This is a genomic window from Lacticaseibacillus songhuajiangensis (assembly GCF_003946025.1).
Lineage (GTDB): Bacteria > Bacillota > Bacilli > Lactobacillales > Lactobacillaceae > Lacticaseibacillus > Lacticaseibacillus songhuajiangensis.
In genome coordinates this window covers 17,257-44,123 of record NZ_RHNR01000016.1, presented here as the reverse complement: position 1 = coordinate 44,123, position 26,867 = coordinate 17,257, and the positions used below count along the sequence as shown (strand labels likewise).

Below are 26,867 nucleotides of genomic sequence, written 5' to 3'. Positions count from 1 at the left end.
AGCTAATCTGCCCCAGGCCCGACCTTCGGTCGATTTTCATAGAAGCCATCCTTGCGGATGGTATTTTCAGCGCTTACACTGACGGAAAGTAACTATGCCTTTTTACCGCGCAGACTGGGTTCGGTGAACCACAGGATAACGAAGTTCAGTAGCAGCATCGCTGCGGTCGAGATGAAAACGACGTTGTAGTCAAAGATCCCGGCCAGCGCGCCACCAAGGAACGCACCGAACATATTACCCAGCGCTTGGAAGGATTGGTTCCAAGAGAAAATGGCACTCGTCGCACTCACCGGCGAATTCTTCGTCAACAGTGTTTGGATTGTCGGGAACAACGCCCCATCGGAAACCCCGACCAGGAACCGCAGTGCACCCAGCGCGACCACGCTGGTGACAAAACCTTGCGGAATGTAAACCAGCACCGCGAAAAGGTAACCGGCAATCAGCACCTTCCCAGAGCCGTGGTGGTCACCGTAGCGCCCTAGACGTGGGGCCATCAAAATGTTGGAAATCCCCGGCAGTGCCGCGATAATCCCCGCCACCACCGTGATTGGACCACGGTAGTGCATGAGTTCCCGGACGTACAGACTGATAATCGGTGAAATGGACGCGTTACCAAGTTGCACAATCAAAGTTGAGCACAACAGGATAATGATTAATTTGGGATTATCAAATTGGCTGAGCAAACTCTGGTGCTTTTCGCCCTTGGGGTGTTCAACCGGCACGAAGTATTCCTGGACCAGCACCGCCGACAAAATGCAGGTAATCAGCAGCAGCACCGCCGTAATGAAGAAGGTGTTGCGAATTGAGAAAACCTGCGCCAGAAAACCACCGACAATCGGTCCCATTAGCATCCCCGACGTCGACCCCGTGACCAGTGTCCCGAGTGCGCGCCCGGCGTACTTGCGCGGCGTCTGCGAAGCGACAAGGGCTTGCGCGTTTGAAATAAAGCCCGCAAACAAACCTTGCAGCGCGCGAAACGCAATGAGCGACCAGACGTTGGTGGCCAGCCCCATCAGAAACATCGCGACCGCGGTCCCGAGGGACGCACGGATTAGCATGATTTTGCGGCCCTTTTTGTCGGCCAGATTGCCCCAAATTGGGGACACAATCGCCGTCACCAGGAAGGTCGCAGCGTAAACCAGACCACTGTAAAAAGAAACTTGTTCCTTATTAAAATGCCCAAGTTGACTCACATAGAGTGACATGAAGGGCATGATTTCACTGAAGGCAATCCCCGCAACGAAAGTACAGCCCCAGAGTATATACAGGTTCCGCCGCCACGGCCCCTTCTCACGTTGCGCATCATCCATTACTTACTGCCTCCTCATCTTTCAATAAATACCGCTAGTATACCGGTTTACCGAAAAAGTGTGAATTTTTTGTGAAGACACTTGTACTCACATCTTTTGCAAGCGGCACCGATTTGCGTGCTGGCGCCATCCACGGACTTTGTAATTTCACGGACGCGGCACCCAATCCCAACGCTTGCACTTACAAGCTAAAGCATAACTTGCGCACCCAGTAGCGTCAATTTGGTGAACGCAAAAGGCCGAGCAACCACCTTGAATTACGGATGGCTACTCAGCCTGACAAAATGCTTATTTCAAAATATTTCCATACTGATCAAAGATGTAATAGCGCGGATTGTTCCCCGAGCTGAAGTCAAAACTGGAGTTCAACTTGTTCTGACGAACATTCTCGTTATCCAGGGTTTCCTTGCTTTCACCCATCTGGGTGCGCAGCATGTCGCTCACGCGCTGCAGTTCCTTGGTTGACGCAATCTGGTAAGAAGCATCACCAATCCAGGCGCCATTTTCCTTAATCTGCGTCTTCGTTACGTGCTTAGCCGCGTTGCGGTAACCGTTAGCAATGCTGACGAGGTTATCAAAAGTCAGGTTCATCTGCAGGTTGCCCTTCAGGGAAGACAGAACCGACTTGTAGTTGGTCAGCGAGTTGGCACTCAGAATGGCCTTCACAATCGCCATGATGACCTGCTGCTGACGCCGCTGCCGACCGTTGTCGCCGTCTGGATCCTTGTAGCGCATCCGCGCAAACTGCAGGGCGCGGGCACCATTGAGGTGCGCCTTGCCCTTCTTGAAGGTCCCGCCATCGTGGCTCGGATCACTCCAGGAGAATGGCACGTCGACGTCGACACCGCCGACCGCATCGACAATTTTGGATAGGCCGCCCATGTTGACGGTCACGTAGTAGTCAATCTTCAGGTTCAGGAGTTTCTCGACAGTCTTCACGGCGCAGGTTGAACCGCCGGCCATGAAGGACGCGTTAATCTTCTGAATATTGTTCGTCGTGCCGTCCTGAATCTGCGCCATGGTGTCTCGCGGAACACTGACAATCGTCGTCTTGTTCGTCTTCGGGTTGATGGTCACGACCATCAGCGTGTCGGAGTTCGCGAGTTTTTCTTTACGCCCGAGGGCCCCAGTGTCAGTCCCGATTAAGAGGAAGGACAGTGGCTTGGTCGCCTTAATTTTCTTCGTTTGCTTACGCCCGGCAATCTGGACGAAACTGTTGTTCACCGTGTTACGGGCATCGTTGTACATCCGGAATCCGTACGCACCCACCACAAATAATAGGCCCGCCAGTGCGAGCAGCACTAAGCGCAACAGGCGATGCTGCGTAAGCTGCCGTTCCGGCTTACGCGGTCTTCTCTTGTTTTCCATCTTCTACCTTCGTTCTCGGGGATATGATTTTTTGAATTGGCAACGGCGCAATCAGCCGCCGCAGCTTGGTTTTCCTGCAAAATGATGCACATAGTCAATGATATTTTAGCAAATTTATGCGGGAAGTGACTCATATTTTCCTTAAAGTTTCGTAATTGTGCTATCATTGGGCCAAATATTGAGATGGAGATGATTGGATTGGTTCAAGAATTGCCAAAACGAGATGAGGTACCAACGGCCTTAACGTGGGATCTGACGCGGATTTACCCAACAGATGCCGCCTGGGAGGATGCTTTCAAGACCGCCAGTGCGGATATTGAACAACTCAGTAGCTTGCAAGGCAAACTGGGCGCAGGCAGCGTTGCCCTGCTCAGTGTCCTGAAGCCAGTGCTAGCAGCCCAGCGGGAACTGGAAAAGCTCTACGTTTACGCCAGCATGAAGAGCAACCAGGACACCGCCGATGGTACCTACCAAGCGATGTACGCCCGTGCGGGCAAGCTGGCCACCAGTTACTCGACCAACTCGGCCTTCATGCAGCCGGAACTGCTCGCCATTGACGAAGACACGCTGACACAGTGGGAGAAAGATAATGCGGAGCTGGCCCAGTACGCCCACCTGCTGACGGTGCTGACCCGCTCTCGTGGTCACGTGCTGTCCGCCGACAAAGAGGCACTGATTTCCGCCGCTGGTGACGCCCTGGACGCCAGCTCTGATACCTTCGGCGTGCTCAACAACTCCGACATGGAATTCGGCATGGTTGAAGACGAAGACGGCAACTGGGTGCAACTTTCCCACGGGATTTACAGCCAGCTCATTAACAGCACCAACCGCGACGTTCGCGAAGGCGCATTCGACACCATGTACAGCGCCTACGATGGTCTGAAGCATACTTTTGCCAGCACCCTCGTGGGGAACGTCAAGGCGCACAACTTCCTTGCCAGCGCCCACAAGTACGACTCCGCGCGCGCGGCGGCCCTGGCCAGCAACGCCATCCCTGAGAGCGTCTACGACACCTTGGTGGAACGCGTGAACGCCCACTTGCCGTTGCTGCACCGCTATGTGGCACTGCGCAAGCGCATTTTGGGGCTGGACGAGCTGCACTCCTACGACCTTTACACCCCAATTACCGGTGAACCATCCCTGTCTTACACCATCGACGAGGCCAAGGTTGAGGGCAAAAAGGCCCTGGCCATCCTCGGCGAAGATTACGGCAAGCACGTTGACCACATCTTTAATGACCGCGTGATTGACTTCATCGAAAACAAAAATAAGCGCAGTGGGGCTTACTCTGGTGGTTCCTACGACACCGACCCTTACATTTTGCACAACTGGCACGACTCCCTGGACTCGCTGTACACACTGGTCCACGAAACCGGCCACTCCGTGCACTCCTGGTACACGCGCCACAACCAGCCATACCAGTACGGCGACTACCCAATCTTCGTCGCCGAAATCGCGTCCACAACCAACGAGGCGCTGCTGACAGACTACCTGCTCAAAACGCAGACGGACAAGAAGACGCGCGCGTTCATCCTCAACTACTACCTGGATGGCTTCAAGGGCACGATGTTCCGCCAGACCCAGTTTGCTGAATTCGAGCACTGGATCCACCAGCAGGATCAGGCTGGCGCCGCTCTGACCGCCGACGCCATGTCTGCTTACTACGGTGATCTGAACGCCAAGTACTACGGTCCCGCACTGGAACGCGACCCTGAAATCAGCCTCGAATGGGCCCGCATCCCGCACTTCTACTACAACTACTACGTCTACCAGTACGCCACCGGTTTCGCCGCCGCCAACGCGCTGTCCGGCCGCATCGTCAGCGGCGTGCCTGGCGCAACGGACGCCTACCTGAACTACCTGAAGAGTGGCAGTTGTAAGGACGCCATCGAAACCATGCAGCTTGCCGGCGTCGACATGACCACCGGCGACTACCTAGACGCCGCCTTCGCGCAGTTTGAAAAGCGTTTGGACGAACTCGAGCAGTTAACTGCAGAATTGAAGTAGCGCGCAAAAAGTTCAAAGAAAGGAATCGGCGTCCACGCCGATTCCTTTTCTAATGCGCTAAAATGAAGGTAAACGTGCAAACACGAAAGGAAGACGGCTCATGGAACGAATTGGTTTTGTCGGTACAGGTGTCATGGGCACCGGAATCATCAAAAATCTGCTCAAGGCAGGCTACGAGGTGACCATCTACAACCGCACGAAAGCCCACGCACAGGGGCTCATCGATGCCGGTGCGCGCTGGGCAGCCAGCCCTGCCAAGGTGGCGGCAGACGCCCCCATCACTTTCTCGATGGTCGGTTTTCCGCAGGACGTCGCGGATGTGTACTTTAGCGAGCAGGGCATTTTGGCCGGCGCTCAGGCCGGGAGCATCGTCGTGGACATGACGACCAGCACGCCAACACTCGCCCGCAAAATTGCCGCGGCAGCTGGTCAGCGCGGTACCGCCGCCGTCGACGCACCAGTTTCGGGTGGCGACATCGGTGCCCAGAACGGCACGCTCACCATCATGGTCGGCGGCGATCAGGCGGCGTTGCCGCAGTTGCAGCCCATTTTTGATGTGATTGGCAGCCAGACGCATTACTTTGGCACCGCCGGAAGCGGCCAGCATGCGAAAATGGCCAACCAAATTATGGTCGCCGGCACCATGACCGGTCTCACTGAAACGCTGGCCTACGCCAAGGCCGCTGGGCTTAACCTCGAGGACGTCCTCGCCACAGTTGGTGGCGGTGCCGCAGCTAACTGGTCTCTCACTAACTACGGTCCGCGCATTTTGGCTGGTGACTATACCCCAGGCTTTTTCGCCAAGCACTTCCTGAAGGACCTGCGCATTGCGCTGGACGAGGCCGAGCGCATGCACTTGGAATTGCCGGCAACGGCGGCAGCTAAACAGCTCTATGAACAATTGGTTGACGCGGGCCACGGCAATGACGGCACCCAAGCGCTCATCAAACTCTACCCCGGCTGGAAGGACAATCCTCATGACTAAATACGAATGGCGTAAAGCCGAAAAAGCGCGCTACTTCCCCAAACAGCCTGAGTTGACCACGATTCCCGCCAGCAAGTACATTTACCTGGAAGGCGCGGGTGATCCGAACAAACCGAATTTCAGTGCCGATATAAGCGCCTTGTATCCAGTCGCTTACGCCCTACGGATGGCTTTCAAGCGCGGCGAAATCACGGGTGAGCCGTTCGAGTACACGGTCTACCCGCTTGCCGGCCTCTGGACGACCAGCGATGGCTCCCGCGGCGACAAGCTGAACAAGGACGCCCTGGTATACCGCATCATGTTGCGCCAGCCTGCTGCAGTGACGCCGGAACTCTTCGCAAAGTACCAGCAGCAGGCGCTCGCAAAGAAAAAGAACCCGCGCATTGGCGATGTCCAATTCGCCGAAGTACCTGCGCAAACGGTCGCACAGGCTGTCCATGTCGGCCCCTTCGCAACGGAGGGTGAAACTTTTGCTAAGCTGGAGACCCTGATCAAGGATGCCGACCTGCAGCGCGGTCAATTCGGCGGCTACCAGCACCAAGAAATCTACATTAGCGACTTCCGCAAAACAGCACCTGACAAACTCAAAACGCTGTTGCGCCTCAAAACCAAGTAAGGAGACTCTTTTTGAAATCTAGACTCAGACTGATTCCGGGCTTTCTCGTCCTGCTGCTCTTTTTCCACCTCGGCCAAATGGGCGGCCTCGATTTGCGGCCCAACTGGATGGACTTATACCTGCTCATCAGCTTCCTGCTAACGGGACCGTACTTCACAAACACGCTCAAGTGGATGCAGCATGGTCTGGTGAATACCACGCCGCGTAAGCTGCAAAAGCAGCGTCAAGAGGCTGACAATCCCGATGAAGAAAAGCCAACGACTGAAGAAATCACCAAGTACCCGAAGTCAAAAGGCTTCATCTTCACCAGCGGCAACCTCGACGCGCTCGGCGATGTGCTGGTCGAGTTCGCTCTCTCCATCCTGATTGTGCTCATTTCGCCAATCTTGTTCATTCCGTACTGGATCTGGCGTTACTTCACCAAGCGTGCCTAACGTTGTCCATCAGCGTAAGCATTTTGGCGACGGAGTCGCGACGGTCTGCTTTGGTGTTTTCACGGCCACGAAGTGGGTGGTGGGGTCGGCAACTCCGGCATGAGTGCGCTTGGGCTGCGCTCTGGTGAACTACGTCGGGCGGGACCGCTCCAGGCGGCCCTACGGTGTCCGTCTCACTACGCGCTAAAGCGCGAGGTCGACTGGCTTCGCCGTCTTCCGCTGGCAGATTTGCCGCAAACCCGCGTCAAATCTGCGCTCCTGAGATAATCTGCGGTGTACACCCGGCAAAACCCACACCGGGCATACACTGCAGATTATCTTGTCGCCCGACTCCGTTCCCTTCGCTGCGCCCAAGCACACTCACGCCTCCATGGCCGACACATTACTAAACAGAAAACACCACAGAGACCGTGACAGCGCACCGAAATGTTGAGGTTAATATTTAACTGTCTACAGATTGCACAATTGAATGCTTACGAAATGCCTGTATTCCGCACGGTAAAGGTATTCAGCGTGTTCGATAAGTTGGATGAACTGCTCACGATGCCAGCCACTACTCAATCACGTCTCCATCCTTGGCCGGTTCTCTCGCCACTGAGGCCAGGAACTTTCACCACCAAACTCGCGTGAATGCGCGTCGGAACTGGGCCGGATTGGCGGCAGCGGACGGGAGGGGTGTGCGTGACCACGAAAATGACAGTGTATGTTTCACACATGAACTTCGTGTGAAATGTACACTGCCATTTTCGTTAGGAGCGTGATTTTGACGCCGGGTTTGCGGCAAAATCGCCAGTGGAAGACAGCGGAGCTGGCTGGAACGGTCCCACGCACACCCTTCCCGGGAGCGTAGCAAATCCGGCCCAGTTCCGACCTTCGGTCTAACCACTATTTTCATCCTTGCGGATGACTTGATTGAAAGTTTCAACACTTACACTGACGAACAGCTTCAGCCTATTTACTCAATAATCAGCTGTACCGTCTCCAGCGCCCGCAGTGGATGTGCGATGCGGATGTCCGCGCCGTCGTGCTGCAAGGCAACGGTCTGCTCGATACTGTTGGCGCCGCGCCGGATGATCAGGCGCGCGCTGTCTGCCGCAACCGGCTTACCAGAATGCCAAACAATCTGCTCGTAGTCATCCAGCGTAAAGTTAGCCAACCACAAAGTAGTGCACGCATGGTCCGCCAGCACGTTCAGTTTGACGTTTGGCATGCCGCGTAGGTAGTCGCTGGCACCAACCGTATCTAGTGCTTGCTGCAACAACGCCTGCCGGAAGCCGACATACTCAGCTTCCCAGCCGTACTTCGGATCACTGCCAAGCGGCAGCACGATGATGTGCCCATCAATGATGCTCATGACATTGCCCAGCTGTTCGTGCACTTCGTTGTAAGCATGACTCCAAACATCCACATCACTACCCGCGTCGTACTTAATCTGGTAGTAATCGCCCACGTGTTGCAACATCGTGATGCGTGGTGCGACCACGCCTTCTGCTGTGTGCCCGTCAGCTGCTTCGTAAGTTTGATAGCCGGTCCGGACTGGCCGCCACTGCGCATTCTCAATATGGAGCAGACGGCCGAGGTTGCGTTCCACGATGACCGCAACACTATCGCCATCCAGCAGCACCGTGTTGTCCGTAAGCAGTTGCTCAACCTGCTCGTTGCTCAAATTGCGTAAGAACTGCCCGCTAACTGCCAACTGCTCACCCTGATAGACGCTATCCTGACGCCATGGCGTGATGGTCGTCGCCATCCCAAACTGGCTAAGCAGCGCTGCCCAGGACGTCTCCTTAGGCAGCAGTTCTTCCGGCACCGCCCCCTTGGCCGTGTGCAGCGTGTAGGCGGAATCCTGACTCACCAGCACGCGAATGCCGCGCAACTTTTGCATCTGCAGACGCTGCTCGCTGATACGGTTCAGGAAGTCCTTACTGTCCGCCAGCATTTTGGCATACCCATAGGACTCGTCGATGCCATTGCCAATCATGTCAAAGAGGTTGAGCAAAATACCCTTGGCACCGACCAACGCAGCCGTTTCAATCTGCATCTGCGTGAACTTGCGGGACTTCACGAATGGTGAGTACATGTAACTTTCGAGTTCTGGCCAGAGCTGCGCGTCATCACCCAGGTACGCTGCTGTGGTGCGGGTGTAGTCCTCAAAGACGCGGCCGTACTTGAGCGGTGCCACTTCGTTGTAAGCCGGCAGATGTGGCCGAGCAACGCGGGGGTGCCCGGCGCCGCGCAGGTTATCGAACAATCCGTCCCAATCGCGGCCTTCCATGGCGTGCCAATCGGGAAAACTCGTCATCTGTGCCAAATTCGTTTCGGGGGACACCGCGTGCACCGCCTGTTCAATCTGGTGCACCGTGACCTTCATCTCTTCACGCGCCACATCCAAGTAGGCCTTGCGGGCCGGTGTTGGTTCACCCGGCTGCAACATTTCCTTAACGAACTCCGCACGCGTCACGTCCCGACCCAATTTTTCCGCGTACAGACGCATGTGGCGGGGGCAGAAGCACGCGAGCTTCAGCGGTGAATGGTTGTAGTGGCGGAAGTCATCTTCTAGCCACAACTCCTTGGGGTGCACGGTCGCGTACTGCGCGTAGCGGGCACTCAGGTAGTCCCGCCACACCTGATCACCTGGGCAAGCCATCGAGTGGGCTTGGTGCCCGTTCACGTCCACCAGGGTCGAAAAGCCGATTTCAGGATTCACAACCTGGCCGCGATCACTGTGCATGATGGTCGTCCATGGATTGAGACTGGTGCTGACGCCTACTTTAGCCAGTCGTTCGCTCAGGGGCCGAATGGCATCGAGCCACACCTGCGTCTGCGCCGCGGTCAGGTGACTGTGGTTTAGTTCCTCTGGATTGATGAAGAAAGCGACGTTGTCGACGCGTCCTTCTTCACAAAACTTCAGTAGCAGGTCATCTTTTTGCGGTGTGTTCGTCCGCGGATCCAGTGTGTAACGCAACGAGTACTCAAAACTCATGTTCATTCCTCCAGCCATCATGGCGAGCCCAATACCAAGCAACAGCACTACTATATCATGAAAGCGCTGTATTTTGTCGTTTACTAAAGCATTTATGCGATTTTTAGTAAACTTCTTGAACAAAATTTTTGCTTTCATATTAGACTCAATGCCGGTACAATGTACGTTATCTAATTGTTTTTGCAATAGCGGGTTCCATTACTGATACTACTATCTTTTGTGAAACTTGTTTTTTGCAGATACACACATTAATATTGTTATTATGAAGAAAAAAGATCCGGAGAAATTCCAAAACATCATCGCCGCAGCACAAGAATTAATTCTCCAGGACGGGGCTGGATCAGTCACGACAACTAAGGTTGCCAAGAAGGTCGGCATCGCCCAGTCGAACATCTACATCTACTTCAAAAACAAAGACTATATGATTGCCCAAGTGTACAGCACGGCGCAAGAGCGCATGCGCAACAGCTTCGACTCTATTGTGGGGCTCGACACGCGCAGTGCCATCAAGTTGTACATCGACAACATGTATCGCTTTGCCGAGCGTGATTTTGCAACCTTTGAAGTGCTCAGACAACTGAAGAGCATGCCGAACCTGGCATGGCTCAATAAAGACAATGAGGATGAGGAGCTCATTGCGCCTATCAGTCTGATCAAAAGGGCTCAAGCAGAGAACATCATGCGTCCGGTCGCGCCATCCGTTATCATGGGCGTCACTTTTGGCGCGCTCCACGCCCACGTACTCGCGGTGCGTGCGGGTGAAGTCACGGACAACTTTCAGCCTGTTCGGGAACTGATTTACGCTGCTATCACACGACCAGTCTAATTTTCAGACGGGCTTAGTTCGTTCTGCAATCATTCAAAGGCCTCAGCGGGTTTAATCATCGCTGGGGCCTTTTGCTTTGGCTTTTTTGAAAGAGGTGTCGGGACTGGGGCGGGTTGGCTTCGCATGCGGGTAGGGTTTTGTGCGTGGGACCGTTTCAGCCGGCTATGCCGTCTTCCACTGGCGATTTTGCCGCAAAACCAACGTCAAAATCTCGCTCCTAACAAAAAAGTGGTGGTACATTGCACGAAAATCGCGCGCAACATACCATCGCTTTTTCTGTATTCACGCACAACCTACCCGCACGCTACACCACCCCACCCCAGTCTCGACGAGCACTCACTACACGCAGGAGTATTACTGGATTCCACCGTCTATCCCCTTCACAACCTGAGTGGTGAATTGAGCACAGAGGTACAGAGGTGCTTGGTTGTAGCGATTGAGGACGGAGTGGCGCAACGAATCATGTTTGGAGATCCGGCCGGTTTTTGCCGGAGCTTCATACATGATTCGCGGGAGTGCGCATTTTGACGCTGGGCTTGCGGCAAAATCGCCAGTGAAGGACTCCAAAGGAGGCCCGAACGGTCCCCGCCACGCAGTCCTCAACCGCGGAAACCAAGCGCCTCTGTGCCGGAATTACGGCTATCCTCGCAGTTAGCCCATTAGGCCATCCGCCACTTATGGTACTGCAGTGCAGCCAGATAGAAGAGGCATTCGATGACGGAGATGAAGAAGGTCACCGGCCAGTTCGTGTAGTACGCCAGCACCAGTCCGAGCCACACACCAATGAGTGCACCCGCAACCGAAATGAGCAACATCTGTGGCAGCGTCTTGCCAAGGTATTTAGCGGCGGAACTCGGCAAAGTCAGCAGAATGAAGACCAGCAAGCTCCCCACAATTTGTGCCCCCGTTGAGACCGCGATGGCCAAAATAATCAGGAAGAAGATTGAAATAAAGCTCGTCTTCAGTCCGCGAGCATTCGCCCCCACCGCGTCAAAACTATCAAACGCCAACCAGCGGTAACTGATGAGCACGGTGATGAGCACGAAGCTCGCCAGCGCCACGAGTTGCCAGACTTCCGCTCGCGAAATGCCAACGATGCTCCCGAACAGAATTGAGGTGGCGTAACTGGAACTCGAACTCGACAGCGACAGAAACAGAATCCCCAAACCAACGAAAAGGCTGGACACAGCGGAGGTCGACGCCTCGCGCCGCGACTGTTTGGTCGACATGCGGCCAACCGTGACGGCCGACAGCATCGTGAACAGCAACATCCCCACAAGTGGCTGAATGCCCACGCAAACCGCAAAGGCCGCGCCGGCAAAGCCGATTTCACTCAAGGTGTGCGCCAAGAAACTCGTCGAGCGGGCCGTCACGAAGACGCCGACCACGCCGGCCGCGATGGCGATAAAGGTGCTGGCCAGAAAGGCATTTTGCATAAACGCGTAGTGCAGCATCACTTCTCCTCCGTTTCCACGACCGCCCGCAGTTCTGCCGGCATCCGTTCAGGATTCATGTTCGCAATCGGCTGCAGTTGCGCGCCGCTACCATCCAGCAGCAAGTACTGCTGGGTGTAGTCCTTGGCCAGCTGCAGGTCGTGCGTCACAAAAAGCACCGTGAGATTAGTCTTCTGGTTGATTTCGGCCACCAGGTCCATCAGTTCAACCTTAGTCGCCACGTCCAGGCTCGCCGTCGCTTCGTCCAGAATCAAGAAATTGGGGTGCGCGATGAGTGCCTGTGCGAGGTAAGCCTTCTGCTTCTCCCCGCCGCTGGCCATCCCCAAGCGCTGGTTCGCCAGGTGCGTGAGGTGGGTCTGTTCCAGCACTTCGTCCAGCCGTTTTTTCTCGGCGGCGTGGTGCCACGGCAAAATACTCCCGAGCTGGCTCAGTTGCACGAACGAGCGAATGGACAGCGGGTACTCATCATCGAGATTCCGGAATTGCGGCACGTAGCCAACCTTCACCGCAGGATCCGTGCCCCACACAATTTTACCGGCCGCCGGCTGCAACTGCCCCATCAGCAGACGAATCAGCGTGGTTTTACCCACACCATTCGGGCCGATAACCGAGGTCATCGTGCCAGGAGTTAGTGCAAAATTCAAATCGTTAAACAGCTGGCGGTCGTTCCACCCGAACTGCATGTGTTCCACAGAAAGAATTGCTTTTGTCATGTCCACCTCAAGTGCAAAGGGGCTGCGCCGTCCAGGCCGCAACCCCATTCAGTTACGCTATTCAAAAGTAAGTGTATCCCAATCACGCGGTGCTGTAAAACTCATTGCTGGCAGGTGCAAGTGCCAACAAGCTGCAACGCGAGACACAGCGCAGTCGCGCAATTCAGGGCAGACGCCTACTGCACAAACTACCAGCAGGCAAAATCCCAAGCCTGGGATTTAACCTGCTGGCAGCTTGTGCTCCGCGTCTAAACGCCCTGAATTGCAGCCTATCTCACAGGTTCTTCAACTCGTCAGGCAAGTCGTTAGCTTCAGAGAAGTCGATGGTGATCGTCTGCGGCCGATCCTTCACAATCAGAATCCAGGCGTGACCAAGGAAGGTCTTCTCGCCGGAGTAGGCAATTGGGAATTCCTGTGCGGGCGCAACGTCGCCCTGAATCATCATGGCGTAGCATTCGTCATCGGTGAAGTCATCAGAGAAAATGATGGCTACTGGTGAGGTGACAATCTGGCCCGCCTTGGCCATCAGGCCGACAACCTGCCAAATCTGTTTAATGACTTCTGCAGGAAATGCCTTTTCAACGGCAGGACTCACACGGTGTTTCTTGGTAATTTCGTACATTAATTTATTCCTCACTTAATGCGGCCACTGTGCCGCGCTTTTACATAGTAAGTATTCTACCACAGCTCACTAAAACACAAAGTGACCTCAAGCGCTTCACAAGCGTCTGAGGTCACTTTTATTTCATTAAATGCTAGAAGTTTGCGGTATCTGGGTCATTTGCCAAACCAGCTACGCCGTGCAGGCTGTCGATAGTTTCCATGTCGTGGTGGCTGATTTCAAAGTCAAACAGCTGGCCATTTTCTTCAATCCGGCCCTGGTGCACAGACTTTGGCAGTGGCAGGAAGTCGTGCTGCAGGCTCCAGCGCAGAACCAGCTGCGCGACGGACTTGCCGTAACGGTCAGCCATCTTCTGCAACTTCTCGCTGGCAAAAATTTTGCCGGTGCCAAGCGGGCTGTAAGCTTCGTTGAGGACGTTGTGAGCCTTATTCCAGGCCGTGACTTCTGGCTGCAAGTCACTTGGGTTGAGGAAGTTCTGGTTGACCATTGGGGTCACGCTCGCCGTCTTCATCAATTCATCCAAGTGCTTAGGGCGGAAGTTGGAAACCCCAATGGCGCGGGCCTTACCAGACTTCAAAATGTCTTCCATCGCGCGCCAGGTGTCAGCGTTCGCTTCCTGCCAGTGGTCGCGGAAACCAATTGGGTTGCCCCAGTGGATCAAGTAAAGGTCCACGTAGTCCGTGCCCAGCTTCTGCAGGGAAGTGTCAATGGCACTCATCGCCTTGTCGTAAGAGTGAGAATCGTTCCAGAGCTTGGTGGTCAGGAAGTAGTCGTGGCGGTTCAAGCCGCTAGCCTTGAGACCTTCACCAACACTGGCTTCGTTTCCGTAGGCTGCAGCGGTATCGATGTGCCGGTAGCCTGCCTGCAGTGCCCATTCAACGGACTGCTTGGCCACCTGGCCATCAGGTGTCTGCCAAGTACCGAAGCCGACAATTGGAATTTCAACGCCGTTACTGAGTGTGTAAGTATCCGTAAGCTTAGTCAAATGTGCCATCTTGTGGAATCCTCCTAATTGAATCATCACGTTTACAAGTATCTACGCTTACTTTAGCACAGTATCAACGCCACGCACGTTCAAATTCACGGACAGATTTGGGCTTCTGCACTTACGCTCGCTTGGCCATCGTTTCGGTTCCCAGGAAAATCACGGCGAGCACCGCAATCAAAATGGCGGCGGTAAACACGCCAAAGATGAGGGCAAAACTGGCACCGCGGGCAAGCAGTGCGCCCACAAATAATGGCCCCACAATTCCGCCAATACGGCCCACACCCGCGGCCAACCCGCTGCCGCTACTGCGGACGCTGCTTGGGTATTGTTCTGGACTGTAAGCATAAAGTGCGCCCCATGCCCCCAGGTTGAAGAAGCTCAGCATGATGCCGCAAGTGATTAGCAACGCGGTGCTCGTTGCGGTCCCAAAGCCAAACGCAAAAACGGCGGTGCCGAGCAGAAAGGTCGCCAGTACTTTCTTGCGCCCCCATTTTTCGATTAACCAAGCTGCGGTGAAGTAACCCGGCAATTGCGCCAGCGTCATCACCAGCACGTAGCCGAAGCTGTCAATCATCGAGAACCCCTTCATGACCATGACACTCGGCAGCCACAGGAACATTCCGTAATAAGAGAAAACGACCATGAACCAGACTGTCCAGAGCATAACGGTCGCTTTGACATAAGTCTTTTGCCAGATACTCTTGAGGCTGCTGAAGAAGCCGGCCCGCTTGTTATTTCCGGTAAATTGCGGCGATTCGGCAATCCCCTCGCGCAGGTACAAGCCGTATAGTGCGCACAGCCCGGTAATGACCAGCGCAATGCGCCAGCCCCAGGTCGGCATCACAAAGTAGGAGATTAGCGCGGCAACGAGCCATCCCGCTGCCCAGAAACTTTCCAGCAGCACGACGCTACGGCCGCGGTGCTGCGGCGCAACGCTTTCGGACACTAGTGTTGAGGCAACGGGCAATTCGCCGCCCAGTCCGGCCCCAATCAGTAAGCGCAGTGCCAAGAAGACACCGAGCCCGGTCGCAAACGCGGATGCGAATGACCCGAGCGAAAACAGCAGTAAGGTAATGAGCAACACTTTCTTGCGGCCAATGCGGTCCGCCATAATCCCAAAGGCAATGGCCCCAATGGCCATGCCCAGCGAACTGACACTACCGATCCAGCCCATCTGGACCGAATTCAGATGCCATTCGCCCTTCACGGCGGCGATGACAAATGACAGCAAGCCAACATCCATCGCGTCAAATAGCCAGGCAACGCCGACTCCCGTCACCAGACGAGCATGTTCTTTAATTGAAATTTCCAAAGTCTCTACCCCTATATGCAGTCATAATAAAATAGCAATGTCCTGCCAATCTGCACATTGAACTCCGCTCCGGCCGGTAGCAGGGATACCAAAGTACACTTGACGAATAAAAAGAAACCCTATCAAATGTGTCAAGACACATTTGATAGGGTTAAGTTCACCGCATTCAGTTTCATTTGTCAAGTTTATTCGTACAGGTACCATGCGGAGCGTAGTGATGCCTTGATGCGCTCGAGTTGCGCTTCGTTGTCATAAGCAATCGTGTGTGTGTGGATACCACTGGTCAAACTGGAGAGCATCATGCCCTTGTTGGCTTCCATCTTTTTGATGAAGTGGTTCACGTCACTGACCGTGGCAATTTCCAGCGATCCGCGCAGCTGCCCATAAAGTGGGTGGTCAATCATGACGTCCTTCACGACCCCGCCCTCGTTCACAATGCGCAGTAATTCATCTCTAGCGTCTGCTGGCATGTGCTTGCAGACAATGATGGCCGTCCGTGCGCTGGGGTGCTCATAGGTATACCCGCGCGGCTGGGCAATGATTTTCTCGCCCCGCGCCCGGAGCAGCGCAATGTCGCCCACCACGGTCTGCCGACTCACGCCCAGTTCCTTCGCAAACGCACCGGCACTAATTGCTTTGCCGCCCGCGAGCAGGCGGTTCTTAATATGGGTCTGTCTTTCCGCACTCGTTACCATAACTATTTCACCTCTGCAGTCATTTTAACCCAGTTTACCAAGTAGTGATAGTATTTCCGCACCCGCTTTGCTGAAAGTATGCTACACTTACAACAGCAAAATTAACTGTCAAGACACATTCGACGTGTTCGTAGCCTCACGACGCGTATTCGAAAAGCTGTCTAAAGGAGTCAGCATGCGTAATTTATCACTTTTAACGGATTTGTACGAATTCACCATGGCCAACGGGTTTCAGGCGGAACTCGCCCACGACCGGGCAACTTTCGACATCTTCTATCGCAACGTTCCCGATCACGGTAGTTTCGTCATCGCCGCTGGCTTGGCGCAAGTGCTAGACGCCCTGCGGCAATTTCACTTTGATGCGGATGACATTGATTACCTGCGCAACCTGCACCTGTTCAGCGCAGACTTCCTAGCCCAACTGACTGACTTCAAACTCGACTGCAGTATCACCGCGATTCCTGAAGGCACGCCGGTCTTCCCGCGTGAACCACTCATCACGGTCACCGGCCCGCTAGTTCAAGCCCAGCTGCTGGAAACACTGCTGCTCAACATTTTGAATCACCAAAGCTTGATTGCTACCAAGGCGCGCCGCATCTGCGCCGCCGCAGGCAACCGACCAGTTATGGAATTCGGCGCTCGCCGCGCGCAAGGGCCAGACGCGGCCATCTACGGTAGCCGCGCTGCTATCATTGGCGGCTGCAGCAGTACCTCCAACGTACTGGCCGCTAAAGAATTCGGCATCCCGGCAGCCGGAACCAGGGCGCATAGCTGGATTGAATCTTTCCCTAGCGAACTGGATGCCTTCCGTGCTTGGGCCAAGTTGTACCCAGACAACTGCGCGCTGCTCGTTGACACTTACGACGTTCTGCAATCCGGCGTTCCGAACGCAATCACAGTCTTCCACGAACTGGCAGCGACCGGCCACAAACCAGTCGGTGTCCGCATCGACTCCGGCGACATCACCACCTTGGCACACAAAACGCGCGCACTGCTGGATGCCGCTGGTTTCCCTGAAGCCAAAATCACGGCCAGCAACGCACTGGATGAGCAGGTCATGTCTTCCTTACTCAGTGAAGGCGCACCCATCGACAACTTCGGGATCGGCGAAATGCTGATTACCAGCGCCTCTTCTCCAGTGCTCAGCGGCGTCTACAAGCTAGCTGCCACCGAACATGATGGCCAGCTGATTCCGAAGATCAAGGTCAGCGGCACCCGCAGTAAGACAACCCTGCCCGGCATCAAGGCGGTTTACCGCCTCTACCACAAGGGGACCACTCAAGCCTTCGCAGACCTCATTGCCCTGGCCGACGAAGACATCGAGGCACTCAGCAGCATGCCCGTCATCAACGCAGACCCACTAGCAACTCAAAAGGACGCGTTCCTGACTGACGTCGAAGCACACGGGTTGCAGGAAGTCTTCGACCTCCACACAACTCCACACGAGGAGACCGATGTCTTCGCTATCCAGGCCTTCAGCAAGCAGCGACTAGCAGAGTTGCCGGCTGCCACTAAGCGCCTGGTCAACCCGGACACCTACTGCGTCTACATCACACCCGCCTTGGCAAAACTGCAGTCTGACCTGATTGAACAGCACAAAGCACGCTAGTTCTTGTCGCCGTTCGTCAGCGTAAGTCGTTAAACTTTCATCCGCAAGGATGCAGGAATTGAAAATAGTGGTTAGACCGAAGGTCGGAACTGGGCCGGATTTGCTACGCTCCCGGGAAGGGTGTGCGTGGGACCGTTCCAGCCAGCTGTGCTGTCTTCCACTGGTGATTTTGCCGCAAACCCACCGGCAAAATCCCGCTCCTAACGAAAATGGCGGTGTACATTTCGCACGAAGTTCATGTGCGAAACATACACTGCCATTTTCGTGGGCACGCACACCCTTCCCGTCCGCTGCCGCGAATCCGACCCAGTTCCGACGCGCATTCACATGACTATGGTGGTGAAAGTTTCAGACCACGCTGGCGAAAACACCAAACACATGGACAAGTACTGGGAAATGTCGACGCAGGAATCAACATGTCTGCTTACCGCACACATTGAGAACCGTTATCGCGGCCTTTAACAGTGTTGGAAGTTCGTCGCCCAGTCTCTGTGGGGGTTGCCACTCAGTAACGTGTCGGCCACGGAGGTGGTGGTGTGCTTGGGCGAAGCCAGTCGACCTCGCGCTTTAGCGCGTAGAGAGACGGACACCGAAGGGCGCAGGGAACGGAGTCGGGCGAAAAGATGATTGTTTGGAGACAGGACGGCCGTATTTGCCGTCGTGGCTGCACACAATCATCTCGGGAGCGCGGAGTTGACGCCGTTCTTGCGGCAACTCTGCCAGCGGAAGACCGCGATAGTGGGCTGAAGCGGTCCCCGCCCGACGGAGTTCCCGAAGCGCAGCCCAAGCGCACCACCACCGGAGTTACCGACTCCACCGCCTAACGGCGTCATGAAAACACCAAAGAGGCCCAGCGTGACTTCGTCACTGAAACGCTGTCGCTGACGGACAGCGACATCAAAAAAGCCACTCTTGCGAGTGGCTTTTGTTGTGCTGCAATTAAGCTTCGTAACGGGATTCACCATTGAGGTAAGTTGCGGCAAGGCTCATGTCAGGGTCCAAGACGATGAAGTCTGCGTCGCGGCCTGGCAGGATGCTCCCACAAGCATTTTCGACCTTGCAGGACTTAGCAGGTACGTAAGAAGCCATCAGGACAGCTTCTTCAGGCGTGTTGCCATTCCAGTCAACAACGTTCTTAATGGCATCGTTGAGCTTGAGGATGGAACCAGCGAGGCTGTGTGCGCCGCCCTTGAGCTTGGCCATGCCGTCCTTAACGACCACTGGAAATTCACCCAGTACGTAGTCGCCGTCTGGCATCAAGCCGGCACGCATGCAGTCGGTGATGAGGGCAACGTGTTCAGGAGTCTTCTCGCGAATCAGGGAAGCTGCGACTTCTGGACGGACGTGGTGGCCGTCGCAGATGAGTTCGTCATCAACGACCTGCGTGAACATTGCGGCACCAACCATGCCGGGTTCGCGGTGGTTAAGACCACTCATCCCGTTGAAGGTGTGAGTGAAGACGGACGCACCGGCTTCGATGCAGGCCTTTGCTTCTTCAAAAGTTGCGCTGGAGTGACCCAGAGCGACAACCTTACCGGCACCGGTAACGTGCTTGGTAAAGTCAACGGCACCCTTGCGTTCTGGCGCAATGGCAATCTTCTGCAGGAGACCCTTGGCGCTGTCTTCCCAGGCATCGAATTCTTCAGTGGAAGGATCCTTGAAGTACTTCGGGTTCTGGGCACCCTTGTGTTCGGTTGTGAAGTAAGGACCTTCGAAGTAAATACCCTGAATCTTCGCACCCTTTTCTTCGCCGGCGTGGTCCCCGATGGTCTTGCAGACGGCGTTGAGCTGGTCGAAAGAACCAGTCAAAGTCGTTGGCAGCCATGAGGTCACACCACACTTGAGGAGGCCTTCAGACATCTCGGAGATGGCGTCCCAATCGTTGTCCATAACGTCGTGACCCAACAGGCCGTGGATATGGGTGTCCACAAGACCTGGTGCAATCCACTTATTGCCAAGATCCTTGATTTCGCCTTCAGGCTTCTGGCCGGCTGGCAGGTAGTCACCGAACTTACCGTCATCGGTAATTTCGAGGTAGCCACCGTTTTCGGTGACGTTCTTCAAGAAGAACTTAGCAGCGTGAATGTAGTAACTCATTAATCACAATCTCCCATCTGTGTTTTGACAGTTGCTGGCGCTTTCATACGTCTTATATTGTACCATTTTGGTCTAGACATCTACGGCTAATGCGCAGATTTTTAGCTTTTTTTCATGTCGGTAGCTTAAGTAAAATGTGGCCGGTCCCCACAACGGTTACCGACCACATTTTGCACTATTTGCTTATTGTTTTAGCGTCGGAGTGTTCTTGCGCCTTACTTTGGCAGGACATCGTTGACGTGCACAACGCCGGCCTTGCTTTCGTCGATGATGTTAGGTTCGCTACCCAGCATTGCGGCGTTGATGAAGCTGATGACCATTGGCAGGTTCATGCCGGCGTACAGGTCGTAACTCCCCTTGCCTTCCATCAGAATCCGCGCAGCAACGTTGCAAGGTGTACCACCCATCAGGTCAGCGAACACGGTGAAATCACCGAGGTCAGCAGTTACCTGTTCGAATTTGGCACGGAAATCTTCAGGACCTTCGTTAGGCAGCAGACCCACCGTGTGGATGTTGTCTTGGGGTCCCATGATCATTTCTGCGCTCTTCTTCAGTTCCGTGCAGAACTGACCGTGACTAATCAGTACCAATTCGCTCATATTAATGTCCTCTTTTCAAAATAATTTGCAATTTGTGAGTTGCGGTCAAACTTTTGACTGCGATTACATTGTAACGCGCACGCGGCGTCTGCTTAAGTCCCAACTCACGATTCTTGACTAACCCTTAGCAATTACGCCCAGTGCAGCCAGTACAACGGAGACAATCAGCACAATGAAGATGGCCTTGGTGGAGGTCATGTGCTTCTTACCCAGCATCCAGTAGATAGCACCAACAATCAGTGCTGGAAGGAGCTTTGGCAGGATCATGTCCAGGTTGTTCTGGATGTTCAGTGGCACGGACCCAATCTTTGGTGCCCAAGCGAACTGAACGTTAATCATCGTGGCAACCAGTGCCCCAACCATGAAGGTACCCATCATGGTCGCAGCGTCAGTCAAGCTAGACAGCTGGTGCTGCATGGTCGTCACGAGGGAAACCCCCTGGTTGTAAGCCAGACGCAGCTGCTTCCAACGGAAGACGTTGATTGCGAGTTGGGCAAGAATCCAAATGAAGATACCAGTTGGGTTACCCTTTGCGGCCATGTTGGCAGCAATCGCACCGAAGATTGCAGGTACCAGGGAAGCGAAGATGGAGTCACCGATAGCGGCGAAGGAACCCATCAGCCCGGTCTTGATACCAGTAACGGTGTCTTCACCGGCAATCCCTTCTTTTTCTTCAACAGCCAGGTCAATACCAGTAATGATGGTGTTGAAGAAGTTGGAAGTGTTGAAGAATTGGGTGTGCGTCTTCATCATCTTTTTGAGTTCAGGCGTGTCATCCCCGTAGATCTTCCGCAGCTGTGGCAGGATGTGGTAAAGGTAACCTGAACCTTGCATCCGTTCGTAGTTCCAACCAAGTTGGAAACCGAAGAGGCTACGACGGTTGATCTGGTTGAAGTCTTTGTCAGTTAATTTGTAATTAGAGTTCGTCATCTTCGATTTCCCCCTCTGTAGAATCATTGCTCTGCGCTTCAGCCTTTGGTGCGGCCTTAGGTGCGCTTACAGCACGCTGGTAGGCCATTGCAGCCAGAGCGAAACCGATGAACGCAATTGCGAGCATGGACAGACCGTTGAATGTAGTCGTGAAGGACTTGGAAACAGCGGCGAGGCCGGTGCCAAGAGTCTGAACACTACCGAACAGAACAGTCATCAGCATTGTGAATGTGAAACCAAGAATCAGGTATGGGAAGTGCTTCTTGATTGGCAGGTAACGGAGCAGGATGGCAAAACCAACGGCTGGCAGAACAGCACCAGCAACGGTAAGACCATCACCAAGCCACTTAGCAGGGCCGTTAAGCCATGCGACAACCTTGGAAATGAAGCCACCACCAAGGGTCAGACCCAAACCAACAGGAATCATCCGGGACAGGGCCCATGGCAGGGCACCAGCCAGGAAGTAACGCTCGATACCCTTGTAGTTCATCTTCTCAACCTGCGCATCGATCCGGTGTGCAAAGAAGGTGTTGGTGAAACGACCCAGGATATCCATGTAAATCATCAGACTAGCAACTGGAACGGCAACTGCGGCAATCGCAGCCTGTGGGTCCATGCCGGCACCAATGGAGAAGGCAACCGCGATAACGGTACCGGTGTTGGCGTCAATACGGGAAGCACCACCGAAGGTACCAACCCCGAGAACGGTAAGCTGCATGCTACCACCGATAATCAAACCGGCTTTAACGTCACCCATGACCAAACCAGCAAACAGACCAGCGAATACAGGTGCACTCAATGAAGAGTAAATCTGCAGTTCGTCAAGGATCTGGTAGCCAGCGTACAGTGTAAGCAGTAAAATCTGCCACCATGCAATGTGCATTGTTTCTTCCTCCTTTAAAACATGACGGAGGGCGCGGCGAATGGGCGATTAAGCCCAGCCAAAATTAATAATTTCTGCAATAAATGTTGCCGCGCATCCCCTAAGCAACCTTACTTCTTGAGCAAGCTCATGAACTCTGTTGGGTTGTCCCCTGGTACCATCTGGGCAATCAGGTGAACGCCAAGCTTGTCGAGTTCTTCAAAAGCCTTAACATCATCGTCAACCACGTTGATTGACTTGGTCAAAGAACGAGTTTCGTCGGTCTGAGACATGTTCCCAACGTTGATTTCTTTGATCTCAACGCCGGCCTTAACCAGGGCGAGCAGAGTTTGCGGCTTCTTAGCCACAATGAACATCCGCTGGGAGTCGTACTTGTGTGCCAAGATGTGTGCAGCAGCTGTGTTGACGTCCAAAACGGAAAGTCGAACACTCGCTGGGGCTGCCATCCGCAGACCACTCTTTTCGACAGCGCTCTTTGAAACCTTGTCGTCGACAACCATAATGCGGCTTGCCTGCAACTTGGTCGTCCACAGGTTAGCAACCTGCCCGTGGACCAGGCGACCATCAATACGTGTAGCGATAATTGCCATAACCATTCCTCCTATGGTTGGGCAGTAGTGCATTTTGCTGCGCCGCTACCCTGAATGAATAAGTGAAAGATAATTGTGCCTTTTACGGCGTGGAACCCTTAGTTAAGCAGCTGCGCCTTGGGGCGGTGCGCCCACCGACGCGCGACTAGGTGGAAAACGTGCGCGTCATCACATATTGGCATCAGCTTAATCGAATAATTGCAGTCGCCCGCAAGCGGGCGAGACCACGTTTTAGCCTGCGTAGTCGTGCAGGATAACGCCCTTAACAACACGGTTAACAGTGCCGGATGGTGATGGGGTGTCAGGCAGGTTGCCAACCTTGATGGAGCTGAGCAGTGCCAGTGTCTGGGCAAACATGACGTCTGGCAGTGCCTGGTAACCTTCTGGCAAGTTCTTGTCGCCGGTAGCGAACAGGAAGTTTTCGCCGGAGAAGTCGTTGTCCTGGCTAGTCCCAACGGCCACGATGCGCTTAGCAATCTTGTCACCGTTGATTTCTTCCATCACATCCACGTCGTACTGACGGGTGTACTGGTTATTGCTCAGGAAGTCGAAGACCAAGGTCTTGCCGTTAACGAAGGACTTAGGACCGTGACGGAAGCCCATGGAAGTGTCGAAGATGGTTGCCAGCTGGCCGGCAGTCAGTTCCAGCACCTTGAGCTGTGCTTCACGTGTCAGGCCACCAAGACTGCCGCTACCAAGGTAGGTAATGCGGTCGAAGTCTTCGTCCACCAGGTTCTGGATTTCAGCTTCGCGGCTGATCACTTCATGACCCATGTTGACGATGGTCTTCACGTAAGCAGCCTTGTCGTCTTCGCTGCTCTGGTCGAACACGAGCATTGCGGTGAGGGCCATGCAAGAGAAGCTCCCGGTCATGGCAAAACCCTTGTCGTTGGAGCCGGCAGGCTGGAGCAAAAGCAGGTTGCTGTCTTCGCCTTCAGCGTGCTGAGCCAGGTGACCATCTGGTGCACAGGTGATGGTAATCTGGTGCAAGTTCTTCACAATCTGTTCGGTCAGTTCAACGGCCTTAACGGATTCTGGTGAGTTACCACTGCGGGCAAAGGAGACAAGCACGGTTGGTGTGTCGGCTTCAAGAAAATCGTAAGGCGCGGAAACGATGTCCGTGGTTGCGATTGATTCAAAGCGGAAGGCGGAACGTTTGCCGTTCTTGTTCAGGTAAGGCGTTACCGTATCGCCGGTGTAAGCACTCGTACCAGCACCCGTGAAAATGACGCGGACGGTCTTGCCAGCTGCCGCTTCCTCAACTTTTGCAAGGAAGCTTGTGATGGCGGACTTGTTCTTCGTGTAGTTCGCGAAGGCTTCCTCCCAAAGTTCTGGCTGCTGCTTGATTTCCTTGGTGGTAATCTGGGCACCCATCTTGGTCAGTTCATCTACAGATTTCTCAAACACAATACTTCCTCCTATAATCGGACGCTATCCAGCGCTCTTGCTTTCTACTACTGGGGCTCCCCGCCCCTGTCGGTTCCTAGAATCAGGTGGTTGTCGGCTGCTGCACGTGGTGCTGCACCCGGTAAACAAACTGATCGGCCCGCGTGACACTCAGGGTGAATTCAACGATTTCCCCATTTAATCCGGTACTGGTGCGTTGCACGTTGAGGCTTGGTGAACCCAGCGGCACTTGCAGCAATTCCGCGTCCTTGTCGGGCATCAGGCTGGCGAAGAACGCCTCCTTCGCATCGGCAATCGGTGCGTCATACTTGCGCAGCATCAGCTGGTACAAGCCCTCAGTTTCAACCTCCCGCGCACTAATCTTCGGGAAGCGATCACCCGGCAGAAAAGTTCGTTCAACCATCAGCGGCACCCCGTCGGCACAACGCAAGCGTTTGAGCTTGTACGTTGGTGTACCAGCAGGAATCTGCAACTGCTCAGCGATGTAATCCGTTGCTGGGAAGTTTTGCAGGTAAATGACCTGCGAATACGGGTCACGGCCCTGATCGAGCATCTGCTCGGTGAAGCTGTAGGTATCGGATAAATCGGTGGGTTCCGACAAAGGGTTCGCGACAAAAGTCCCGCGCCCGCGCCGGCGGTAAATGAGCCCCATCATCTCAAGCTTGGCTAAAGCGGCACGCACTGTGTTGCGGCTCACGCCGTACTCTTGCGCAAGGTCGCGCTCAGCCGGAATTTGGCTATGCGGTTCCATGCTCGTGCGGATTCTTTCGCGCAACTGATTGACCAGTCGCTCGTGTAAAGGTTGTTCGCCGTTGTCCACAATGTTCGCCCCTTTCTTGGTACCAACCACAAATGCAGTGTAACCGCATTCTTTTCGAGCGTCAACTATACCAATTACCCATTTGTACATTTACAGAAAAGTTTTCAAGGATGGTACGGGAATAAAACTAGACATTTGTACCCGTTGTGTCACTTGCTAAACGCCTTAATAACAACATTTGTAAGCCCTAACAGCGATTTATGATTATAATTGGTCCTGCTATTAAAAAAATAATCCCAGCTTTTTTAGAAAGCGCTCTTTCTAAAAACAAGAAAACCATCGCGAAAACCCGCCACAACGGGGCAGACGGTGAATGAAAGCTCACTTTGCAAATCATTTTCAAAAGTGGTATAGGCCACCATCAACGGCGTCACATCAAGGCTTTGAGCCATATCGAACCGGCTTGGTTGGTCCACTGAATATCATGAAAAAGTACCACTGAGCATTGGACAATACCAATTTCATGATTATTTACATTAAAACCGCTTCAAATCGGCATTTTATGATTCAAGACTCCCCAGTTGGTCTAGGTACCACGTCCAAAATCAGTATTTTCACTGGCAAAAGCTTTCAAAAAAGTGCTGAACAACTTATAGCCGGATACGGCTGCGTCTTATTCAAATGGATGTTGCTTATGTTCATTTCCACTTGATGTCCCCAGCATAGTGATTAATTGCACGAAGGTCGATAGATTTTGTGAGCAATGCTAACGCGGCAAGTAACTTTATTTTTCGCGAATTGACCGCAACAGCGGATAATATTTGTCCAAAACGGGCCTACTTATAACCACGCAGGCATTAAAAAACGGGCTGTCACATTTTGTGACAGCCCGTTTTGCGGTTTATTTTGTACCTGCCATGACATCAGCAAGTAACTGCCGGCCACCGGCCAGATTTTGTTTGAACGCTCGACCGAGCAACAAACTCTTGTCCACAATGATGCTTTGCGGGTCAATGAGTTCAAAGTCCGGTTGCGGCGCAACGTCGTTTGCTAGGGACAATTCGGTGCAGCCAAGTACGATAGCTTCGGCGCCAAACTGGTCGCGCATGATGGTCAGAATCTCGCGGAACAGGTCCCCATCAACGCGGTTGTGTTCCTTGATGTTGTCGTAGATTAACGTCATCACCATATCCTGAACGCGCTTGTCGCCCAAGATGACCTCGCGGCCAGCCGCCTTAATCTCATCCTCGTAGATGTGATCGGCAATGGTGCCGGCCGTCGCAATCAAGCCAATCTTCTTGGCGTTTGGGTAACGCCGGCACATCTCGTTAATCGCGACGTGCGGCATGTTCAGCAGTGGCACTGTCGTCAGTGCCTGCAACTGCTGGTAGAAATAATGGGCCGTATTGCAAACCATCACCATGAATTCCGGGTTTAGTTTGCTTTGCTGCAAAATATCTTCGCGCAAAGCCGGGTAGAAACTCGGCTTGCTGTGATTGAGGATGTATGCCGTCCGGTCGGGGACGCTGGCATGATTCACCAGGAGGTAATCCATGTAATCCTGGTCTTTCTTTGCCTCCGTACGCTTTGCAAGTAAGTTCACGTACGAGTTCGTAGCTGCCGTTCCCATGCCGCCGATGACGGTGAAGAAGCGTTGCATAATCGCATCCTCCTCAACT

At 54.0% G+C, this 26,867-nt stretch carries 24 protein-coding genes; 6 read left to right on the top strand and 18 right to left on the bottom strand.

Annotated features, from left to right (window positions below):
• Positions 1–92: 92 nt before the first annotated feature.
• Positions 93–1,310 (bottom strand): MFS transporter, encoded by a 1,218-nt coding sequence (locus tag EKM97_RS05605; protein ID WP_125571381.1) that lies wholly within the window; start codon positions 1,308–1,310, stop codon positions 93–95.
• Positions 1,311–1,598: 288 nt separating this feature from the next.
• The gene (locus EKM97_RS05600) at positions 1,599–2,678 is read right to left on the bottom strand and encodes an LCP family protein (RefSeq protein ID WP_125571379.1); all 1,080 of its coding nucleotides are present in this window, start codon (positions 2,676–2,678) and stop codon (positions 1,599–1,601) included.
• Positions 2,679–2,867: 189 nt separating this feature from the next.
• On the opposite strand from EKM97_RS05600, the gene pepF reads away from it, so the two are divergent.
• The 4 genes from pepF (at position 2,868) to EKM97_RS05580 (ending at position 6,720) form a co-directional block, all read left to right on the top strand.
• Positions 2,868–4,685 carry an oligoendopeptidase F gene (gene pepF, locus EKM97_RS05595; protein ID WP_125571378.1) on the top strand — a complete coding sequence of 606 codons (1,818 nt, stop codon included), beginning with the start codon at positions 2,868–2,870 and terminating at the stop codon, positions 4,683–4,685.
• Positions 4,686–4,785: 100 nt separating this feature from the next.
• Positions 4,786–5,670, top strand: a complete 885-nt coding sequence (locus EKM97_RS05590; RefSeq protein ID WP_125571376.1) for an NAD(P)-dependent oxidoreductase — start codon at positions 4,786–4,788, stop codon at positions 5,668–5,670.
• Positions 5,663–6,286, top strand: a complete 624-nt coding sequence (locus tag EKM97_RS05585; protein WP_125571374.1) for a GyrI-like domain-containing protein — start codon at positions 5,663–5,665, stop codon at positions 6,284–6,286. The genes EKM97_RS05590 and EKM97_RS05585 overlap by 8 nt, the downstream gene beginning before the upstream one ends.
• Positions 6,287–6,297: 11 nt before the next feature.
• Positions 6,298–6,720, top strand: coding sequence for a hypothetical protein (locus tag EKM97_RS05580; protein WP_125571372.1), 423 nt, complete (start codon positions 6,298–6,300; stop codon positions 6,718–6,720).
• Between the two features lie 955 nt (positions 6,721–7,675).
• Here EKM97_RS05580 and EKM97_RS05575 read toward each other — a convergent pair.
• A complete protein-coding gene (locus EKM97_RS05575; RefSeq protein WP_225419218.1) occupies positions 7,676–9,703 on the bottom strand; it encodes a hypothetical protein in 2,028 nt (675 codons plus the stop codon).
• A gap of 262 nt (positions 9,704–9,965) precedes the next feature.
• On the opposite strand from EKM97_RS05575, the gene EKM97_RS05570 reads away from it, so the two are divergent.
• Positions 9,966–10,529 (top strand): TetR/AcrR family transcriptional regulator, encoded by a 564-nt coding sequence (locus tag EKM97_RS05570; protein WP_125571368.1) that lies wholly within the window; start codon positions 9,966–9,968, stop codon positions 10,527–10,529.
• 659 nt (positions 10,530–11,188) lie between these two features.
• On the opposite strand, the gene EKM97_RS05565 is transcribed toward EKM97_RS05570, so the two are convergent.
• The 6 genes from EKM97_RS05565 to EKM97_RS05540 all read right to left on the bottom strand — a co-directional run bounded on the left by EKM97_RS05565 (position 11,189) and on the right by EKM97_RS05540 (position 16,313).
• Entirely contained in the window at positions 11,189–11,983 is a 795-nt protein-coding gene (locus EKM97_RS05565; protein ID WP_125571366.1) for a metal ABC transporter permease, read from the bottom strand.
• On the bottom strand, positions 11,983–12,696 hold the full coding sequence (locus EKM97_RS05560; RefSeq protein ID WP_125571364.1) for a metal ABC transporter ATP-binding protein: 714 nt from the start codon (positions 12,694–12,696) through the stop codon (positions 11,983–11,985). Before EKM97_RS05560 ends, EKM97_RS05565 begins: the two co-directional genes overlap by 1 nt.
• Positions 12,697–12,970: 274 nt before the next feature.
• Complete coding sequence (locus tag EKM97_RS05555; protein WP_125571363.1) at positions 12,971–13,318, bottom strand: hypothetical protein; 348 nt, start codon at positions 13,316–13,318, stop codon at positions 12,971–12,973.
• Between the two features lie 133 nt (positions 13,319–13,451).
• Entirely contained in the window at positions 13,452–14,312 is an 861-nt protein-coding gene (locus EKM97_RS05550) for an aldo/keto reductase (RefSeq protein WP_125571360.1), read from the bottom strand.
• A 112-nt stretch (positions 14,313–14,424) separates the two neighbouring features.
• Positions 14,425–15,549 (bottom strand): MFS transporter, encoded by a 1,125-nt coding sequence (locus tag EKM97_RS05545; protein ID WP_125571385.1) that lies wholly within the window; start codon positions 15,547–15,549, stop codon positions 14,425–14,427.
• Positions 15,550–15,803: 254 nt separating this feature from the next.
• Positions 15,804–16,313 (bottom strand): transcription repressor NadR, encoded by a 510-nt coding sequence (locus EKM97_RS05540; protein WP_125571358.1) that lies wholly within the window; start codon positions 16,311–16,313, stop codon positions 15,804–15,806.
• 175 nt (positions 16,314–16,488) lie between these two features.
• Between EKM97_RS05540 and EKM97_RS05535 the strand changes: the two genes are divergently transcribed.
• Entirely contained in the window at positions 16,489–17,922 is a 1,434-nt protein-coding gene (locus tag EKM97_RS05535; RefSeq protein ID WP_125571356.1) for a nicotinate phosphoribosyltransferase, read from the top strand.
• A 939-nt stretch (positions 17,923–18,861) separates the two neighbouring features.
• On the opposite strand, the gene nagA is transcribed toward EKM97_RS05535, so the two are convergent.
• The 9 genes from nagA to EKM97_RS05495 form a co-directional block, all read right to left on the bottom strand.
• The gene (nagA, locus tag EKM97_RS05530; protein ID WP_125571354.1) at positions 18,862–20,019 is read right to left on the bottom strand and encodes an N-acetylglucosamine-6-phosphate deacetylase; all 1,158 of its coding nucleotides are present in this window, start codon (positions 20,017–20,019) and stop codon (positions 18,862–18,864) included.
• 215 nt (positions 20,020–20,234) lie between these two features.
• Complete coding sequence (locus EKM97_RS05525) at positions 20,235–20,618, bottom strand: PTS sugar transporter subunit IIA (protein ID WP_125571353.1); 384 nt, start codon at positions 20,616–20,618, stop codon at positions 20,235–20,237.
• Positions 20,619–20,735: 117 nt separating this feature from the next.
• Positions 20,736–21,548 carry a PTS system mannose/fructose/sorbose family transporter subunit IID gene (locus EKM97_RS05520; RefSeq protein WP_125571351.1) on the bottom strand — a complete coding sequence of 271 codons (813 nt, stop codon included), beginning with the start codon at positions 21,546–21,548 and terminating at the stop codon, positions 20,736–20,738.
• Complete coding sequence (locus EKM97_RS05515; protein ID WP_125571349.1) at positions 21,535–22,431, bottom strand: PTS mannose/fructose/sorbose/N-acetylgalactosamine transporter subunit IIC; 897 nt, start codon at positions 22,429–22,431, stop codon at positions 21,535–21,537. The genes EKM97_RS05520 and EKM97_RS05515 overlap by 14 nt, the downstream gene beginning before the upstream one ends.
• Before the next feature lie 110 nt (positions 22,432–22,541).
• The gene (locus EKM97_RS05510; protein ID WP_125571346.1) at positions 22,542–23,021 is read right to left on the bottom strand and encodes a PTS system mannose/fructose/N-acetylgalactosamine-transporter subunit IIB; all 480 of its coding nucleotides are present in this window, start codon (positions 23,019–23,021) and stop codon (positions 22,542–22,544) included.
• A 231-nt stretch (positions 23,022–23,252) separates the two neighbouring features.
• Entirely contained in the window at positions 23,253–24,428 is a 1,176-nt protein-coding gene (locus EKM97_RS05505; protein WP_125571345.1) for an SIS domain-containing protein, read from the bottom strand.
• Positions 24,429–24,510: 82 nt separating this feature from the next.
• The gene (locus EKM97_RS05500) at positions 24,511–25,248 is read right to left on the bottom strand and encodes a GntR family transcriptional regulator (RefSeq protein ID WP_164507450.1); all 738 of its coding nucleotides are present in this window, start codon (positions 25,246–25,248) and stop codon (positions 24,511–24,513) included.
• 245 nt (positions 25,249–25,493) lie between these two features.
• On the bottom strand, positions 25,494–25,640 hold the full coding sequence (locus EKM97_RS11940; protein ID WP_164507449.1) for a hypothetical protein: 147 nt from the start codon (positions 25,638–25,640) through the stop codon (positions 25,494–25,496).
• 449 nt (positions 25,641–26,089) lie between these two features.
• Entirely contained in the window at positions 26,090–26,848 is a 759-nt protein-coding gene (locus tag EKM97_RS05495; RefSeq protein ID WP_125571341.1) for an aspartate/glutamate racemase family protein, read from the bottom strand.
• Between the last annotated feature and the right edge of the window lie 19 nt (positions 26,849–26,867).

Bases quoted from the DNA above. Each gene is read 5' to 3' on its own strand.
- EKM97_RS05560 (WP_125571364.1), bottom strand. From the start codon at position 12,696: ATGACAAAAGCAATTCTTTCTGTGGAACACATGCAGTTCGGGTGGAAC.
- EKM97_RS05525 (WP_125571353.1), bottom strand. From the start codon at position 20,618: ATGAGCGAATTGGTACTGATTAGTCACGGTCAGTTCTGCACGGAACTG.
- EKM97_RS11940 (WP_164507449.1), bottom strand. From the start codon at position 25,640: ATGGCTCAAAGCCTTGATGTGACGCCGTTGATGGTGGCCTATACCACT.
- EKM97_RS05495 (WP_125571341.1), bottom strand. From the start codon at position 26,848: ATGCAACGCTTCTTCACCGTCATCGGCGGCATGGGAACGGCAGCTACG.
- EKM97_RS05575 (WP_225419218.1), bottom strand. From the start codon at position 9,703: ATGAGTTTTGAGTACTCGTTGCGTTACACACTGGATCCGCGGACGAAC.
- EKM97_RS05520 (WP_125571351.1), bottom strand. From the start codon at position 21,548: ATGACGAACTCTAATTACAAATTAACTGACAAAGACTTCAACCAGATC.
- EKM97_RS05545 (WP_125571385.1), bottom strand. From the start codon at position 15,549: ATGGATGTTGGCTTGCTGTCATTTGTCATCGCCGCCGTGAAGGGCGAA.
- EKM97_RS05540 (WP_125571358.1), bottom strand. From the start codon at position 16,313: ATGGTAACGAGTGCGGAAAGACAGACCCATATTAAGAACCGCCTGCTC.
- EKM97_RS05510 (WP_125571346.1), bottom strand. From the start codon at position 23,021: ATGGCAATTATCGCTACACGTATTGATGGTCGCCTGGTCCACGGGCAG.
- EKM97_RS05570 (WP_125571368.1), top strand. From the start codon at position 9,966: ATGAAGAAAAAAGATCCGGAGAAATTCCAAAACATCATCGCCGCAGCA.
- EKM97_RS05565 (WP_125571366.1), bottom strand. From the start codon at position 11,983: ATGCTGCACTACGCGTTTATGCAAAATGCCTTTCTGGCCAGCACCTTT.
- EKM97_RS05555 (WP_125571363.1), bottom strand. From the start codon at position 13,318: ATGTACGAAATTACCAAGAAACACCGTGTGAGTCCTGCCGTTGAAAAG.
- EKM97_RS05605 (WP_125571381.1), bottom strand. From the start codon at position 1,310: ATGGATGATGCGCAACGTGAGAAGGGGCCGTGGCGGCGGAACCTGTAT.
- nagA (WP_125571354.1), bottom strand. From the start codon at position 20,019: ATGAGTTACTACATTCACGCTGCTAAGTTCTTCTTGAAGAACGTCACC.
- EKM97_RS05585 (WP_125571374.1), top strand. From the start codon at position 5,663: ATGACTAAATACGAATGGCGTAAAGCCGAAAAAGCGCGCTACTTCCCC.
- EKM97_RS05550 (WP_125571360.1), bottom strand. From the start codon at position 14,312: ATGGCACATTTGACTAAGCTTACGGATACTTACACACTCAGTAACGGC.
- EKM97_RS05600 (WP_125571379.1), bottom strand. From the start codon at position 2,678: ATGGAAAACAAGAGAAGACCGCGTAAGCCGGAACGGCAGCTTACGCAG.
- EKM97_RS05515 (WP_125571349.1), bottom strand. From the start codon at position 22,431: ATGCACATTGCATGGTGGCAGATTTTACTGCTTACACTGTACGCTGGC.
- EKM97_RS05535 (WP_125571356.1), top strand. From the start codon at position 16,489: ATGCGTAATTTATCACTTTTAACGGATTTGTACGAATTCACCATGGCC.
- EKM97_RS05590 (WP_125571376.1), top strand. From the start codon at position 4,786: ATGGAACGAATTGGTTTTGTCGGTACAGGTGTCATGGGCACCGGAATC.
- pepF (WP_125571378.1), top strand. From the start codon at position 2,868: ATGATTGGATTGGTTCAAGAATTGCCAAAACGAGATGAGGTACCAACG.